This is a genomic window from Streptococcus sp. HMSC062B01, from assembly GCF_001811085.1.
Lineage (GTDB): Bacteria > Bacillota > Bacilli > Lactobacillales > Streptococcaceae > Streptococcus > Streptococcus gordonii.
In genome coordinates, this window is record NZ_KZ672800.1 from 1 (window position 1) to 17,353 (window position 17,353).

Annotated in this window: 16 protein-coding genes; all 16 read right to left on the reverse strand. The window is 40.2% G+C overall.

Going from position 1 to position 17,353, the window contains the following annotated elements; all coding sequences use genetic code 11:
* Positions 1-1,583: GH25 family lysozyme (locus HMPREF2780_RS08030; RefSeq protein WP_199774056.1), on the reverse strand; the 1,583-nt coding region annotated here is incomplete at its 3' end.
* Positions 1,584-1,797: 214 nt separating this feature from the next.
* Complete coding sequence (locus HMPREF2780_RS08035) at positions 1,798-2,853, reverse strand: glycosyltransferase (protein ID WP_105026464.1); 1,056 nt, start codon at positions 2,851-2,853, stop codon at positions 1,798-1,800.
* A 27-nt stretch (positions 2,854-2,880) separates the two neighbouring features.
* Positions 2,881-3,984, reverse strand: coding sequence for a UDP-galactopyranose mutase (glf, locus tag HMPREF2780_RS08040; RefSeq protein ID WP_045773027.1), 1,104 nt, complete (start codon positions 3,982-3,984; stop codon positions 2,881-2,883).
* A gap of 9 nt (positions 3,985-3,993) precedes the next feature.
* On the reverse strand, positions 3,994-5,406 hold the full coding sequence (locus tag HMPREF2780_RS08045; RefSeq protein ID WP_045773028.1) for a flippase: 1,413 nt from the start codon (positions 5,404-5,406) through the stop codon (positions 3,994-3,996).
* Positions 5,403-6,563, reverse strand: coding sequence for a hypothetical protein (locus tag HMPREF2780_RS08050; protein WP_045504608.1), 1,161 nt, complete (start codon positions 6,561-6,563; stop codon positions 5,403-5,405). Before HMPREF2780_RS08050 ends, HMPREF2780_RS08045 begins: the two co-directional genes overlap by 4 nt.
* A gap of 34 nt (positions 6,564-6,597) precedes the next feature.
* Positions 6,598-7,566 (reverse strand): glycosyltransferase family 2 protein, encoded by a 969-nt coding sequence (locus HMPREF2780_RS08055; RefSeq protein ID WP_105026465.1) that lies wholly within the window; start codon positions 7,564-7,566, stop codon positions 6,598-6,600.
* Between the two features lie 34 nt (positions 7,567-7,600).
* The gene (locus tag HMPREF2780_RS08060; protein WP_045773029.1) at positions 7,601-8,599 is read right to left on the reverse strand and encodes a Stealth CR1 domain-containing protein; all 999 of its coding nucleotides are present in this window, start codon (positions 8,597-8,599) and stop codon (positions 7,601-7,603) included.
* Between the two features lie 2 nt (positions 8,600-8,601).
* Positions 8,602-9,759: a glycosyltransferase family 4 protein gene (locus HMPREF2780_RS08065; RefSeq protein ID WP_045504614.1), complete on the reverse strand. Its 1,158-nt coding sequence runs from the start codon at positions 9,757-9,759 to the stop codon at positions 8,602-8,604.
* A gap of 3 nt (positions 9,760-9,762) precedes the next feature.
* Positions 9,763-10,935 carry a beta 1-4 rhamnosyltransferase Cps2T gene (gene cps2T / locus HMPREF2780_RS08070; RefSeq protein WP_045504616.1) on the reverse strand — a complete coding sequence of 391 codons (1,173 nt, stop codon included), beginning with the start codon at positions 10,933-10,935 and terminating at the stop codon, positions 9,763-9,765.
* Between the two features lie 37 nt (positions 10,936-10,972).
* Complete coding sequence (locus tag HMPREF2780_RS08075; RefSeq protein ID WP_105026466.1) at positions 10,973-12,349, reverse strand: sugar transferase; 1,377 nt, start codon at positions 12,347-12,349, stop codon at positions 10,973-10,975.
* Positions 12,350-12,368: 19 nt separating this feature from the next.
* On the reverse strand, positions 12,369-13,070 hold the full coding sequence (locus tag HMPREF2780_RS08080) for a tyrosine-protein kinase (RefSeq protein ID WP_008809952.1): 702 nt from the start codon (positions 13,068-13,070) through the stop codon (positions 12,369-12,371).
* 12 nt (positions 13,071-13,082) lie between these two features.
* Entirely contained in the window at positions 13,083-13,775 is a 693-nt protein-coding gene (locus HMPREF2780_RS08085) for a Wzz/FepE/Etk N-terminal domain-containing protein (protein WP_045773031.1), read from the reverse strand.
* A 30-nt stretch (positions 13,776-13,805) separates the two neighbouring features.
* On the reverse strand, positions 13,806-14,537 hold the full coding sequence (gene cps4B, locus HMPREF2780_RS08090; protein ID WP_045773032.1) for a capsular polysaccharide biosynthesis protein Cps4B: 732 nt from the start codon (positions 14,535-14,537) through the stop codon (positions 13,806-13,808).
* A gap of 3 nt (positions 14,538-14,540) precedes the next feature.
* Positions 14,541-16,001 (reverse strand): LCP family glycopolymer transferase CpsA, encoded by a 1,461-nt coding sequence (gene cpsA, locus HMPREF2780_RS08095; protein WP_061596051.1) that lies wholly within the window; start codon positions 15,999-16,001, stop codon positions 14,541-14,543.
* Positions 16,002-16,296: 295 nt separating this feature from the next.
* Positions 16,297-16,896, reverse strand: coding sequence for an anaerobic ribonucleoside-triphosphate reductase activating protein (gene nrdG / locus HMPREF2780_RS08100; RefSeq protein WP_045504624.1), 600 nt, complete (start codon positions 16,894-16,896; stop codon positions 16,297-16,299).
* On the reverse strand, positions 16,893-17,353 hold a 461-nt coding region (locus HMPREF2780_RS08105; RefSeq protein WP_105026467.1), incomplete at its 5' end, for a GNAT family N-acetyltransferase. The genes nrdG and HMPREF2780_RS08105, both read right to left, overlap by 4 nt.

Below are 17,353 nucleotides of genomic sequence, written 5' to 3' on the forward strand. Positions count from 1 at the left end.
TCATCCTGACCGTTGACTTCTGACCAGGTTGGAACTAGTACTTCCTTAAGTCCATTTGGAGAAACGACATCGCGAATAACCGCATCAAAAGTGCCTGTGGTAGAGTTATTATTTTCAATCGTGACTCTTCCACTAGGTTTCCCCTTATTTGCTGTCTTTCCAATAGAAACTTCAGTAGTTGTTGCAGTTACTCCTATCTGCTCACCATTTAGTTGTGTATAGTAGAGATGAACATGATACTTACCTGTAGTATTCTTATGGTCACTAGCTTTCACTGTTACGCGATAGCGACCATCTTGCTGAAGAGTCGCATGATGCCAAACCAAATCATCCTGGCCTTTATCATCCGACCAAACTGGCACAGAAACACTGGCTACACCTTGAGGGGCCAAGACATTTGAAATAACAACGTCAAAACTACCTGCAAGAGAATCGTTATTTTCAATGCTAATCTTCCCGCTCAGAGGTCCTTTGGGTACTTCTGGCGCTGGTTTAGCTTGAGAAGTGAAACGGCCAGTGTAGTCTACACTATGGTCAAAAACATGCTTACCTGGCAACAATTCAGCCTGGGAGGTAAACTGCCAAGCCCCTGCCCGCCCATTATAGCGGAGAGTCTTCGCATCGTTAGTTGAAAGTTTAGCTGTTGGGTATTGAGCTACCCAGAAATTTTCCAAACCAAACTGGGCTGTCTTGACAGGCCCTTTCCCTCTTAGATTATTTTCATCAATCCAGCTGGCACTAGTATAATACATAAGATTTGTATAGCCATTCTTACGCATTTCATCAGCCCATGCAAGGGTATTTCGATTGATGTTATCCTTCATTTTAGCATCTTCCATATCATTAACCATGACCGTATTCTTTGGAAGATTAAGATTTCTAGCTTCTGAGATAAAGTGGCGAGCTTCTGCTCTTGCCTGCTCTTCACTAGTATAATGTGAAAAAGCATAGGCAGACACTTGCAAACCAGCCAACTGGGCATTGCGAGCTTGTTCTCCTGCGTAAGGGTTCCTATAGGTGGTGCCTTCTGTCAGTTTCACGACAACCCCACCAACTCCCTTATTGGCAAGAGTGCGATAGTCGTTGACACTTATGCTTCCATTATGACTGCTGACATCGACGAATGTTTTGGGTTGAACAGCCACATCACTTGAACGACTAGCCGGCCCAGCATGTCCAGTGCTATAGAAGGTTGTGTTCCCAACAGCTCCTTTTTTCGATGCAGCCTCATCAACCTTGCTAGCTTCTTCTCTTTGGGCAGTTTCCTCAATACTAGCCGACTGGTTCTCAACCTTAGTTTGCGACTGTTTTGGAAGAGAAGCTGGTACTGACTGACTACTTTCAGTATTTTGTTCAGCTTGTGAGTTTTCTTGCTCTTCCTGACGATCTGTTCTGGCCTCTCCCTTTGACTCGACCTTTTCTGAAGCGTCTGAAGCTGTCTTTGCCACTGTATCTTGAGCCTGTTCAGCTTTTACCTGGATAGGCTGTACAGCGGACTCTTGTTCATCTGCATAGGCAGGCCGAACTGAAACAGCTAGTAGCAATGCTGCACTAGCATAATAAATAAAATCCTTCTTTTTCATGTAACTCCCTCTTTAACACGAATTTCAGTATACCTCCATTGTAGCACAAGAAACTTGAGCTGAAAAGGGAAATTACTAACAATTCACCTAAGGTTTCTATAATCAAAAAAAGCCCACTAATCGCGGACTCTAATGACTCTATTTCTACAAAAATTACATCTCAGCAATCCCTTTCTTCATAGGATCTTTGTAATGCATATCTTTAATACAAAAATTAATCATTCAACTTTTTTAAGGCAGACCTTAGGTAATAACCTTCCCTTAAGTCCTTTCCAATTCTCCTGGCATTTTCTGACAAGTCTGCATACTCTTTTTCAGTTAGATTTTCCAAAGCTGCTTCTAAATCATGCAGAGAAGCCACCGCTATACCACAACTCTTCTCTAATATGAAATGAGCCAACGCCGACTCTTTCCAAACTACGACAGGAAAGCCCGAAGCCAAATAAAGAGAAGCCTTATGTGAATTGTTAAAACGTAGGTAGTTTCCGTAAGAACCCTGGCAGGTTTCTGAGCTGTCTCCGTCCCAGACCAAACCAAAACTACCTTCAAGAGCAGTTGGGAGATTATCCGGCATAAAGGAACCAAAGTAGCTAGTGTTTTTCAACGCACGACTTTCATCGTAACCCACCCCATACAAGTTATAGGCTGGTTGTTCTGGTAAGTTATAGAGATAGCCTGATTTTGTAGGATTCAAATTCCCAGCTACGATAATAGGCTGGTCTTTTTGAGGAGCTGTTTTTTCCTCAAAGTTTGGAATCAGATAGTCAAAAATCTCCAAGCTAACCATTTTATCTGCGGGCACTCCTTGACTTACCAGAACTTTCTTCATGATATCGTTATGAACGATAATACCATCTACCGACATCAAAGCTTTCTTTTCTTGGAAGTAATTGCGCACTTTATGACGAAATTTTACTTCCGAACCTGCTGCATGGCGTAAGGTTTCAACGTCGTGGATCAAGAGATAGAATTTTGCTCCTCTTTTTTGTGCCTGCTTGATGAGTTGTGAAATGAAAAATGTATGGTGGATAATCGGGAACTGAATGACCAATTCATCTCCAGCTCCCAACTGATCAAACACAGACTTGGTCGCACGATATTTGTGTTGCTGAGCTTTAAAGAAATTCATCTTATACCAATTCTCAACCTTGAGTTCCAATCCTTCATAACCCTCTGAGATTAGAATAGCTTCCACGTCATTTCGTGCCTTACTCCCTGCATTCTTTTCGTGTTCATTATGCAGAAATGAATCCTTCAGATAATATTTCACCTTTTCTCCCCTTTATCTGTGATGTTCTTAGATACTCCCTAGTTCTTCTTCTACCACATCTAATGCACGTTCAACAGTTACATGCATATCATAGTATTTGTAATCTGCCAAGCGGCCACAGAAGATAACGCGTCCATTTCTCTCAGCTTCTGCTAGATACTGCTCATAGATTGCATTGTTTTTGGCATCATTGATTGGATAGTAAGGTTCATCTCCTCTTTTCCAATCTGCTGGATATTCTCGAGTAATAACCGTCTTGTCCTGAGTCCCAAACTCAAAATGTTTGTGTTCGATGATACGCGTATAGGGAATATCTCGCTCAGTATAGTTGACTACAGCATTTCCTTGATAATTTTCTTGGTCCAGAATCTCATGCTCAAAACGGAGACTACGATACTCTAGTTCACCAAACTGATAGTCAAAGAACTGATCAATCATCCCTGTGAAGACAATCTTAGTTGCTGAAGCCTCCATGTTCTCACGATCTGCAAAGAAATCTGTATTGAGCTCCACTTCGATTCCTTCCAACAACTTTTCGATGATGATATTGTAACCACCAATCGGAATTCCTTGGTAACGGTCATTGAAATAATTGTTATCATAGGTCAATCGAACAGGTAAACGCTTGATGATAAAGGGTGGTAGTTCAGTAGCAGAACGCCCCCATTGCTTTTCGGTGTAGCCCTTGATTAGCTTTTCATAAACATCCGTACCAATCAACTTAATGGCTTGTTCCTCTAAGTTTTTAGGCTCAACATCTTGCATGTGTGTCGTCTGCTCAGCAATCTTGTCCTTGACTTCTTGAGGTGTCTTTGTCCCCCACAAAGCATAGAAAGTGTTCATATTGAAAGGCAGATTATAGAGATGCCCCTGATAGTTTGCAATTGGTGAATTGATGTAATTGTTAAACTCTGCAAACTGATTGACATAGTCCCAGACCTTTTTATTGGATGTATGGAAGATATGAGCCCCATACTTGTGGACATTGATGCCCTCAACATTTTCACAGTAGATATTTCCACCGATGTGGTCACGTTTATCAATCACCTTCACCTTCTTGCCACGTTTGTTAGCTTCGTAGGCAAAGATCGCACCTGACAAGCCAGCACCGACAATCAAATAATCGTACATAAAATCTCCTTATTTCTTTAAAACACTTTTTAGTTCTTGAAAATCCAAGACACGTAAGACTAAAACTAAGCCACCATACACAAAGAAGCCAAGCACAGCATAGATCAAGACATTCACAACGGATGAGAAATTGATAAAAGCTTGTACAGAATACAAGGCGCCATACATCAAGAGAGCAGCTAAAAATATTTTTAGCATAGATGGAAGGATCTTAACCTCTTTTAGATAAGAACGTGTAAAGTAGAGTTGAATTACCCACACTAAACCTTCTGTCGCAACAGACACAATCGAAGCTCCAATATAACCCAAAGGCGGGATTAAGAGTATATTCAAACCCACACTGAAAATAGCTGGAATAGTTGTTGATAGCATAAATTCACGATTCTTATTGTGAGGAATCAATATTTGAATTCCCATGATATTTGTCCAGCCAATAAAGAACATTCTAAAGACCATAATAGCAATCGCATAGCGAGCATCTTGGAAATCTTGTCCCAAGAAAAAATTGACAAAATCTTTGTTAACAATCAAAATCCCCGCAATCATCGGGAAGATGACCAAGTTATACACTAAGAAAGACATTTCATGTAACTTGTTAACAGCCTTTTGATTACCTGATGAAAGAAGATTGGAGACCCGAGGCAACATAACACTACCAAGTGACGTTACCAAGGTCAATAAAATATTCAATAATTTCAAGGCTTGATCATAAATCCCAACATCCTTTGTCGAAGACAAGGCACCTAACATAGTCCGATCTAGTGTGATGTAGAGCGAAATGGCAATCTGCGGTAAAAACAGGAGAACCACTGGTTTGATATGTTGTTTAGCATAAACTAAATCTAAGTGAGGTTTTCCAATGTGTTCGCGAGCAGGGAGCCACATACTTAGCTGTCCCAGCAAATCATAGCCAACCAGAAGAATGATATACAGATATAAGTCGGATGGTTTCTTTACAAACAGAAAGATAGAAGCAACACCCAGAAGTTTAACCATTGTATTTCGAACAGTAATCTTTTTAAAATCTTCCATCCCCTGAAAGAGCCAGGAAATATCTAGCCCTCTAGACAACAAACTGAATCCTAAAATATAGGCAATCAGATTATTCATAGATGGAATAAGGAAGCACACAATAACATAGAGAACAATGGCCAAACAGGTTGCTAAAACCTGTAAACTATAGATACCCCAGAAGGTTTTCTGAACATTGTTTCGATGTCCTGAAATCTCCTTGGTCCCATAATTGGCCACCCCAAGTGTCGCTAAGAGTATAAAGTAAGTTACTATTGAGTTGTAGTACCCATAGGAACCTAAGTCATTGGATGAGAAAACCCGAGTAATATAGGGTGTAGTAATGACTGGTAAAACGATTACTAACAGCTGATAAGAAAGATTATATAAATAATTTTTTAATACTTTCACAAGGAGTTCCTCGTTGTAGATTTCTTCGATTCAAATTCAATAACTGGCAAGGTTGCAAACAGAGTAAACATAAAAATATTATAAGACGGGCGAACCCAGAAGGCCTCAAACATACAGTTGACTGCTATTAAGGATAAGGCCGTCAATAGCAAATAATTCTTTTTGCGATAAAGTGACCAAGACCTAACTATGTATAACACGACCAATAAGAGAACTGGAATCATCCCATAGGTAAAGAGCATCTGAACGTAGGAAGAGTCTACATAGTCGTAGCTCAAAACGGATTCTGTACGCCCCCCATAACCGACAAATGATATGCCCCGAGTCCCAAACCACTGCACTGCATATTTTTTTAGTGCCTCATGTCCTAGGTGTAATCTCATACTAAAAAAATTGTTTAGAGCCACATACATTGGATGAGACCAGGTAAATTTAGAAGAGAGATAAATCATTACTGAAGACGCTATACCAGCCGATAAAGGAAGTAAAGCAAAAAGCCGTCGCTGTTTATCATTTCGGAAATAAAAGTACAGAAAGATGAGCGCCATTACAGTAATAGAAGCGGCATTAAGCCTCGCATCGCAATATCGAATAATGAAATAAGCCAGACCAAATCCTAAGGCAGTCCGTAAAACAATGAATTTCTTTCTAAAGATATACGATATAGCTGTATATAGATAAAAACAGTGAGAAGCAAAATCAGTTGGATAAATAAAGCCAAATGAATTTCGAACAACGACTCCCGCAGATCGTGATTGGACAAATTGCAAGTTTGGAATAGCACCAATCACGGCCAAGAGCACTATCAATACAAGAAAAAACAAGGCTACAACAGAGTATATTTTAAGTACACTTTCCATCTCAGCCTTGTAAAGAAAGACAAGCAGAAACATATACATCAATGCATTAAGATTCCCAGTCTTATAGTAAACCATCCCCCCGGCAAAAAGAAGAATTGGTGCAAAGATGAGATAGCTTATAGAGTAGTGATGAATATAAGCAAATCGCATAGCAAGTAACAGGACCGCAAAAAAAGGAACTACATTAGGAATATTAGGTAAAACAGGAGCTAACATAGACGTATTGATCATATCTATGGAGACAACCACTATTAAAACTGCTGCAATTAGCAATTTATCACGTTCTAACTTTAACATTTTCTTTTTCCTTTTCTTCTTTCATCCCTAACTCTTACTTAGGATTTTTTAACTTTTTAAATTGATAATAGAGCCGCGGATACTTAGTAATTAAAACATAGAGGATCCTACGTTTCTTGCTAACTCTAGAATTCTTCAAAACAAGTGGCAAATAAGGCCTGGTTTTCTCCTGAAGTCTCTTGAATTCTACCGAATCCCCATCCTTAATCATCGTAAAGATAAGAAGACTTCCTGTAAAGAAGCGTGAAATGATGGCTTCTTGGAGTTCTGAACTCTCAGGATAGGTTGCATTCACAACCTCTTTTAAATGATCAATTGCTTCGTAAAACTCGTATTGTTTTGGCGTGAAAGCCGAGGCAGTAATGCTACCAGGTCTATGGTAATAATGGTAAATCGGAAGATGGTACAAGGCCACGGATTGGGCTTGGTTGAGATGCTCACTGATAACATAGAGGTCTTCGTAGATGCGCCCCTTGGGGAAGGGAGCTTTCTCAAGAAGTTCTTTCCGATAGAGTTTCCCACAAGCAGAGACCGTGACAAGGTCTCCATAAAGCATCTCAGTCAGAGCCTTTGCCTTGTCATAGACCTTAACTTGGTCTAAATCAAGCTGATCCAAGTGAAAATTTTGAAAACGATGATAGTGAGCTGTTGGCTCTACTTTGCCACTCACCATATCTGCTTGGGTACGACTTTGTAGCTCTGCTAGCAGTTCCAAGGCGCAGGGTTCCAGATAGTCGTCTGGATCTAGGAAAGTAATCCAGTCGCCCTTGGCTTTCAAGACCCCATAGTTCCGAGCATCAGACAAGCCACCGTTGACCTTATGGTAGCTAGTCACCCAATCATATTGCTGGGCATACTGGTCACACAAGTGTCCTGAGCCATCACTCGAGCCGTCATCAATCAAGAGGACTTCCATATCCTTGTAAGTCTGATGTTCCAAACTCTCCATGGCATAATGAAGGTAGTCCTCCACATTATAAACAGGCACAATTACCGAAATCATATTTTCTTTTCTTTCTCTTACTTAGTTTTACAGTTTAAATCTCAAATGAGCTTCTATCTGGAAGCAGTTGATCCATAGCCTTGATAAAGTCTGTCATCACCTGCTCCTCGTCTTGAATGTTAAATCCATCATTGATACACATAATTTGGTATTTACCAGAATTTAGTATCTTCCAAAAATCTGGTCCGGCATTATCCAAAGAAAAGAGTCCCCCCAACTTAGGATTTCCGACAGCGTATTGACCACTGGCAATCTGCCAATACTTAAAGAGCCAAACATTGGTATCAGAAGGATTTCTAAAGCGACTAGCCGAGGTTCTCTCCAAGACAGCTTTTTCCTTTTCCCATACCAAGTTCATCGTTGATCTTAGTAGAGGATAGGGCAGATGACTCTCCCAGAAACCACAGATAAACTGACTATTTCTGTATAGTAGCGACTTAACGATACTTTTTAATCCCTGCTTTGGATCAAAGAATTGGCCATTCTTCAAAATTTCATTTCGACTGAAATAGCTAGTGACAATCTCCATGTCATTTATCTGAAAATTCCCCGTTCCATATCGCTCAGGAATAATCGGTGAAAGAGCCGTATTATATTTGGGTAAACCATCCTCTGAGAAAAAATCTGTCGGCTCGACTGGAGCTGTCAAATACATATCGTCATTAAAAAAAACAAAATGCTCTGAGAGACCAGGGATTCGATGGATGTTACTTTCGATAGGATTGGCAGAAAAAACTGGTAGGTAGTCATTACAGATAATCTCTGTATGATCTACCAACACCAATTTTTCACTATTTATATCTAACCAGCTTGGCTTTTGCTGGTCGGTCACGAGGTAGACCTTATTGACCCAAGGAGCAAATTTTTCAACTCCTCTAAACCAATATTTAAAGGTCCCCCATTCTCGGTAAGCCTTGACTGAATTCATACTCTGTTTAGAAGTATTAACCGAGCCATCATAGCTTGATTTTTTTTCTTGCCACACAGGATCATTCCCATCAACCCAAGTCACAACAAAATCTATTTTATTCATAACTAATCTTTTCTATCTGTTTTATATAACTCCGAAAAGTTCTTGATGTAACTCTCCAAAGAAAACAGCTCTTTTTGTCTCTGATATCCTACTCGCCCAAATTTTTCTCTTTTTTCAGAACTATCTAGTAAGAGAGAAATGGCATTAGAAAGTTCTTGAGGACGATTTGGTTTGACTAAGCAACCACTTTTGTCATCTACTACCATTTCAGCTATTCCCCCATTGTTATAACCAACAACTGGTTTTGAACAAGCCATGGCTTCTAGGACTACTGTAGGTAGGGAATCAGGTTTTATACTTGGTAAGACAAAGATATCAAACATATTATAAAGTTCAGAAGTCTTATCGTAGTAATCAATACGATGAATTTGTGACACAACAGATGAAGAAGCTATTCTCTTATCTAGTTCTTCTAAGCGCCATTCTTCACCAGGAAAAACACCTCCAGCTAGGAAAGCTACCGCTTGCTCATTCTTTTCCAAAAGTGGCTCGACTGCTTCTATGAAATCATTTTGTCCTTTGATAGCATTGACCCGACCAATCATGCCAATCACAAGTGCATCTTGCGCAATGTCAAATTTTTCACGAATAGAAGACGCATCCATTGGATAATAGACAGCATTATCAACACCGTTGTAAATCACTTCCACTTGGCTATCTTTGATAAAGGGAGACTGCTTGATATGATTAGCGACCGCTTGGGACACCGTCACAATCTTGTCTGCATATCGTCCCATGAGCATATTGATAAAGTCAGAAATAGCTTTGGGTTTGACGATAATCTCATGAACATGCCAAATCAAAGGCAGCTTGAGCTTGCGTTTCAAATAGATGCCCTCCAAAACAGCCGCTGTATTATTGTGAACCATTTCTATACTGTGTTCTCGAGCATAGAGGGCGATTTGCTTAGCATAGAAAATATAAGAGCGAATATAGTCGGCAATGCCTTTGGGATTAAAATACTTCCTTCGTAAAATCGGATAATCCAGCACGCTAACCTGAGCTCCAACTTGACGCAAGGCCTCGACTAAAACACCATCATTTGGTAGGATGACGTGAGCTTCAAATTCTTGGCGATCTAATCCTTTGATCAATTCCAGTAAAACCTTATCTGCTCCATACATTTCTGCACCAGCATGCAAGTATAAAATCCGTTTCATTCTTTACCCTTTAAACACTTCTTCATAATCTGACACAATCTTTTCCCATGTGAAAGCTGAGATAATTCTTTGGCTTGACTTGAAATCCAAGTCAGCTATCACTACCTGATCAAATCCCTCTACTTCCTCAATGACGCGTGCCAACTCATCTTTTTTCCAATAAATAGCCCCGTCTTCACCAACCTCACGGTTAAAACCAACATCTAGCAACAAATTCAGTTTTGTAGATGCTAGAGCTTCCAGTAGAGAAGGGTTGGTCCCTCCAACCTCATGCCCATGGAAATAGGCAAAGGTATTTTCACGGATGTACTTAAGCAACTCTTGGTCATAGACAGTACCGACAAATTTGACCCTAGGATCTTTGTCAAAACCAGTATCCCGTAACAACTGGTCGTAAAATTTATTCTGCTCCACATTTGTGATGAGGACGAAATCTTTCTGGGAGCTAGACTGCATAAAACCACGAATCATAGCTTCATAGTTATTCTCTGGAACGAATCGTCCAACCACTAGGTAGTAATTGCCTTCTGAAACTTGCTTTTCATTAAACCAGGTCCGAACCTTCTCATCCTCCTGGCGTAAGACGGACTTACTGGTATCTGTCCCATAAGCAATATAGGTCGTTTTGGGCTGATACTTGGCATAATCCTTTTGGATATAGGATTCAATATTTTTGCTGTCACATACCAAAAGATCCGCATGCTTGACCATCAGTTGCTCAGAAAATTTCCAGTACTTACGAACCGGAAGGCTCCATTTAGCACGTAGCCATTCATGGCCATCCGGGTTGACTATGAGGGTGCCACCAATAGCCTTGATTTTCTTTTTAATCCCTGCTATGAAAGGGCCGATTCGACAAGCCAATACATAGAAAATCGGCTCCTTGTCTTTTTGTTCTTTAGCCATTTCAATCGCTCGATTGAGCGCAGCTATATCATAAAAAATCGCCCTAGCTGGTCCAATGTTTGGCACATCCACATTATAACAAATAGCACCATTGTGCTCAAATACATCCTCTGCAATGCCTGACTTTGCTGAATTTTCCCGCATACAGGCGACATAATACTGGATATGCTGACTTTGCTGACAAGCCGTCAACTTTTCAACAAAGGTTTCAAAGCCACCATACTTGGCTGGGATTCCTTTTGAACCTATAATATATACAGCTTTCTTCATTTATTCCTCAAATATATATAATCAGAGGAAGGCGCTTCTACTTAGCACCTTCCTTCCTAAATACAACTTTTATGGTTTTGAGCAAAATCTTAATGTCCCGCCAAATGGTCCAACCGTCCATATAAGCAAGGTCCAGCTTTACAACCTCATCAAAATCTGTGATGGCGCTACGACCACTGACCTGCCAAAGACCTGTAATCCCAGGCTTGAAGCTCAAACGTCTTTTTTGCTCAGGCGTATAGTTACGATATTCGTCTACAGTAGGCGGACGAGTACCGACCAAGCTCATGTCTCCAATCAAAACATTATAAAATTGAGGGAGCTCGTCCAAACTCGTCTTTCTGATAAAACGTCCAATCGGTGTTACTCGAGGATCATTATCCATCTTGAACATACCGCCAGTCATGGTGTTATGTTCCATTAATTCTTTTTTTATTTCCTCGGCATCCACTCTCATAGAACGGAACTTATAGAATTTAAAGAAACGGCCATTTTTCCCAACTCGTTTTTGAACAAAGAAGGCTGGGCCTCCATCCTTACGAATGATTGGGACTAGAACGATACTAACCAAACCACAAATCAAAAGACCAAACAGGGCACCAACAATATCCAAGCAACGTTTAGCTATAACATGGGTTTGCTTATAAAAGTTCGTCGAAAATGTTACCACACTCATTCCAGCAACCTCTTGAATCCGCTTTTCACCTAGAGATAAAAAGTCGAAAGCATTTAGATTGACCGAAACATCTATTCCCATACTTTCAAAACGAGAAACCAAATCTCCGATATCATAATCTTCACTCGGCAGATTAATGAAGACCTCATCGACAACCTCTTTTGTTACAAAGTCTACCATATCTTGAGGAGCAACGATGGCCACCTGGGCTTGGCTAAATGTCGTATCATCCATAATGGTCACGCCTACCAATTCTCGGGTAGAGTATTTAGATGAGGTTAAACGTTCATAAGCCTTTTCCAATCGACTGGTTGCTGTAATCAAAAACAATTTTTTCCGATTTTTAAATCTTGAGTAAATGGACTGTTTATATTTTTTGATGATAGAGTCCATCAGATAAATAGCTAGTGAATTTATCAAAAAGAAGTAGACCATTCCTCTTCTTGAGATAGAAAAAGGTTCCTTCAACATAAAAGAAGTAAAGGTAATTGCAATTGAAAATACCAGGTTATATTTTATAGTCTGCAGTAATTCTTCTAAATAACCCCTTGTGTAAAATTTAAAAGAGAAATTACTGATATAAAAAACAATGAAATGCAGAAGATATAAAATAGCAATGGTCTGAGAAGTATATTCTGCTTCTTTGAAAAGACTAACTATATAAGCTGAAAATAAAACGGCTAGACTTTGAAAAATGACAATTTTGAAATTCTCAAATTCTCTTCTCTCCTCTCCCATTAGTAACCTTCCTTATAATCTATTTTTTCCCATAATTACCATAGTTCCCGTAATTGCCATAATTACCATAGGAACCATATTTTTCTGATTTAACATCAAATTTATTTAGAACAACACCGAGGAATGGAGTTCCTGTTTGTTCCAACTGCTCTTTAGCTTTTTGTACAGCTTTGCGACTAACTGCGCCTGAAGCTGATACTAAGAAGCTGCCGTCACAACGCTGAGCAATAATCGCTGCATCAATAACCATCCCGATTGGTGGTGTATCGACAACAATATAATCATAATGTTCTCTCAATACGCCCATAATGACTTCAAAATTTTTCCCTTGTAAGAGCCCTGTTGGGTTTGGAGATACCTGTCCTGACAAGAAAACATCTAGGTTTGGATAATCAGTGTCCGCCAAAGCTCGGCTAATATCAGCATTACCAGACAAGACCTCTGTCAAACCTTCTACTTTTCTTTGGCTCTTGAAAACCCCTGTCATAACGGAGTTTCGAATATCAGCATCAATCAAGAGTGTTCGATAACCTGCCCGCGCGAAGGCCAAGCTTAAGTTGATGGAAATAGTTGACTTTCCTTCATTTGGCTGAACAGAAGAAACCGCTACAACCTTAATATCAGAACCACTCAACTGGATATTTGTACTCAATGCATTAAAGTATTCTTCCGCCTGATGCATCTCCGCCAATTTATTTTTAATAATTTCTAACGTTGCCATGAGGTCCCTTTCTTACAATTTCTTTAGGTTTGGAATAACACCTAGTAGTGTAGCTCCCATCACATCTTCGATGTCTTCTGGCTTTTTCACTCGATCATCTAAAATCTCTACAATCAAGACAATAACAATCATCACCATGGCTCCTGCCAAGAAGCCTAGGATGACATTCCGGCGAATATTTGGAGAAGAGGGTGATTTTGGAACTTCTGCCTCTTCTAAGGTTGTTACATCTGAAACCTTGGTAACAGCAATGATTTTTTCAGCTGCCACTTCGCGCAAGGTGTTGGCGATTCGGCTAGCTTGGTTAGGATCACTATTTTTGACAGTAATGGACACAATCCGCGTATCTGTAGGCACCGAAACACTTACAGACTTGCTTAATTCAGCTGTTGTCCCAGGTAATTTTAATTCTGAAATAACCGTAGACAATACATCCTGTGATAAAATGATTTCCTTATAGTCCTTAACCAAGTAAGATCCTGCTTGTAGGTCTTGGTTGGTCAGAGTGTTATTATCTGTCTGCTGACGGTTGACAACGTAAATCCGTGTCGTACTTTGATAAGAGGGCTTAGCAATAAAAAGGCTGTAACCCAAAGCTAAGACAGCTGCCACTAACGCTATCAACAGAATGATAAACTTTCTTTTCCATACCGTCTTGATTAGAGACAGTACGTCAATTTCGACTAGTTGATTTTCTTTATTCATGTTCCTTTTCCTCTATACTAAGAGCGAAGCCTATATGTATTCACTTCTTAGCAATAATTCCTGATTTTTTCTAAACAACTGCTCTGCATGAGATTCCCCATACTTCTTGGAGATGATTTGGTAGGCCTCTTGCATATAAGGCGGTCGTGGATCCAAATTGTGCATATCACTGGCCACGAAATGAACCAGATCTTTCTCCAGAAAGAACTGGGCCCTTTTTTTCATGAATTTATAAGTGTCTCCAAACAGCTTTGGTTTTAAAACACTCGAACTATTAATCTGGGTGTAACAACCCATATTAATCAAGTCGCGCACCTTCTTTTCATCATTTTCCAAGCAATGATAGCGTTCAATATGAGCGACGACAGGTGTAACGCCCAAGCGTAAAACGTTGCTCAGAGCTGTATGAATTTCCTTGTAAGGCGTGATCATACTGAATTCAATTAAAGCATACTGACTATCTGCCAAGCGTGGAATCTTTCCTTGCTCCAGCTTATCCAAAATATCACTTGTATAATATATTTCAGCCCCGTAGAGAACAGTCAAATCATCCGCAATTTCTTTAGCCAGTTCCTGGACTTGTTTGAAGTTTTCTTCAATTTTTGCTTCTGGAGTCTCAAACATCCCTTTCCGACGATGAGAAGTTGAAATGATCGTTCGCACCCCTTGGCGGTAGCTTTCCTCCAGCAAGGCCCTGCTATCTTCTATTGTCTTTGGACCATCATCAACTTCAAAAACGATATGTGAATGAATATCAATCATGGCTTACTTCCCTTCCATAACAGTCTGAATTTCAGACTTCATTTGAGCCAGGCTAGCTGGATCAACTTCCAGCATATAAAGGGCAGCTTCTGGCATAGCATATGAAGGCAGACCAGTTTTTCCATTTCCAGTCAAAGCTTGTGACGTAACTGTATAGTTCCCACCTGTTTCCAACTGGGTATTCACAAGATTCATCATGGTTTCTAAGCTCATATTTGTCTGAACAGAATCTTGTAAGCCTGAAATAATACTATTGTAATTCTTCAGAGCATCTGTTGAGGTCAGCTTTTTAATAACAGCAGCGATGACTTTTTCCTGATTCTTTCCGCGGTCGTTATCACCACCCGTCAATGAATACCGTTCCCTGACAAAGCCCAGTGCTTGCTCAGAATTGAGATGAACATTTCCAACCTTGAAGTGGTAATTCCCATGAAGACTTGTGAATTCTTGATCGTTATACACATCAACACCACCCAAAAGGTCAATCAATTTGAGGAAGGAAGTGAAATTCAAACGTACATAATACTGAATATCGATACCATAAAGTTTCTCTAGAGTATGAACCGAAGCATCTATACCATAAATACCCGCATGGGTCAGTTTATCAGGCTGATCCGCACCACCATCCGCAATAGGTACATAGGCGTCACGCGGTGTAGTTGTCAAAAGCACGCGCTTGGTCTTACGGTTAACTGTCATAATGATGTTCACATCCGAACGAGAGACAGATGAGATGCCACCATAGGTATCAATCCCGCTGACATAGATATTAAAGACATCTGCGTTAACATCATGCTTCTTAGCTGCAGTCTCAACCTTTTTCGTTAATTTGTAAGAATACAACTTTTTAACTTTGGAAGCATAGTCAGGATCTTCGCTTCGTAAGGTATCCTCAAATACACTATTGATAACAATAGCTTTTGTCTCTCCAGCAAGCAGGGACTTATAAGCCGCTAGATAAGAGCTCGCTGAGTCCACTGTCAATTGGACTTTCTTGGTCTTAGCCAGTTCATCTGTTAAAGCCGCAATGTTTTCACCATCATTATTGGTTGGAGCTAAAACATTGGTTACTTTTTTTATATCTTTAATGTCGCTATCTGCTGCTACTACAACGCTCATTTCGTACTCAGAATAGTTAGAGGTGGAATTCAAACCAGTATACAGGTCCACCATTTCCTTGACAGCGTACATGGTTACTGACCCAATCAGCAAGGACAGAACCAACAATACCGTTGTAAAAATCCGAGCCTTATTAAACCAAATGAAAAGAGCAGCTAGAACTGCTACTAGTATCATCACAAAGGTTGAAATAATATTCAAATAACGAAAAGCTAAAATATTATACTTGAATATATAAACTATCAAGACAGAGATTAATAAAACATAGATGATGAATAAACTAACATTTAAGATTTTAAAACGTCTTGATTTAGCGGTAGTTCCATTGCTTTTTCTACGAGACATGCTAAAAACACTTCCTATACATAATTACTCCATCTTATTATATCACAAAAATATTTAGATTCTGCCTTATTTTTAAGAAATTTTTAAGAAATCATAGTAAAGAGCCAAACCATTTTCTCTTCATCTTTGATTAACTTAAGAAAAAGAAAGCAAATACGTCATAAACAAATCAAAATGCATAAATATAGAGTATTTTATAGAGGTCTCAAGGGTTTGTTTACAAAAAATGGTCCCTTATAACAGGAACCATTTTTAAAATTATATCATAGGGCATCTTTGATCTAGTTGACCATGATCAGATGAGGCCATCCCGATCAACTTGTTCAAAACTTTCTTTCCCATCATTCAGCTTATCCCAGATGACTACTTGTCCAGACTGAAGGGACTTCTGCACATCTATAATGCGCTGATTGGAAGAGCCACGAAACTGTAACATAAGATTCTTCTTGGTAAGGTCAAAACGGCCGTCTACTAGGATGTCAATCAGACTCAGCAACTCCAGCTTATCCTCCGTTTCCAGCATCATCTCCTCCCAAGTATAGCCCGTCCAGGACCAGATATCCTTGTCTGGAAGCTCTCTCCGAATCCGCTTGACCAAGGGCAGGAGAATGCCTGTGTTGAGAAAAGGCTCGCCGCCTAGAAGGGTCAGCCCCTGCACATAGGGTTCCGCCAAGTCCTTCATGATTTGCTCCTCCAGCTCTTGGGTATAGGGAATACCAGCGTTGAAGGACCAGGTTGCTGCATTATAGCAGCCCTCACAGTGAAACATACAGCCACTGACATAGAGGGAGTTGCGGACACCTTCGCCATCCACAAAGTTAAAAGCCTTATAGTCAATGATTCGCCCCTTACTCAGCTCCTCGCTTTTCCATTCTTGGGGTTTGGGATTGTTCATGCCACTTCTCCATCTAGCTCTATCCAGTAGCGCTCGCTTCCTTGAATGGTATTGTCATAGACGCCACCATTAGCAAGAATCGTTCGCCGGCTAGCTTCGTTTTCTTCATCGCAGGTAATCAGAGCAAAGTCCAAACCAGCTCTCTTCGCCTCTATAAGGCCCAGATGCAGTTGCTCCTGCCCATAGCCCCTGCCTCGCTCCCCCGGCCGAATTGAATAGCCAATATGCCCACCCTCAACAAAGAGTTTTTCATTTAACAAGAGACGCAATGCTAGGAAGCCCAGTGGGTGGTTTTCCTCGTCAACCGAGATAAACTGAATTGCTGGTACCCATCCTTCTGGCAGATTTTCAGCATCCTCCTGCTGTTCTACAATCTTTAACCAATCCTCATAATCCTTGGCCCGCTTCCAAGTGGAGCCCACACCACCATGCATATAAGAATTCGCAGCATCAAATT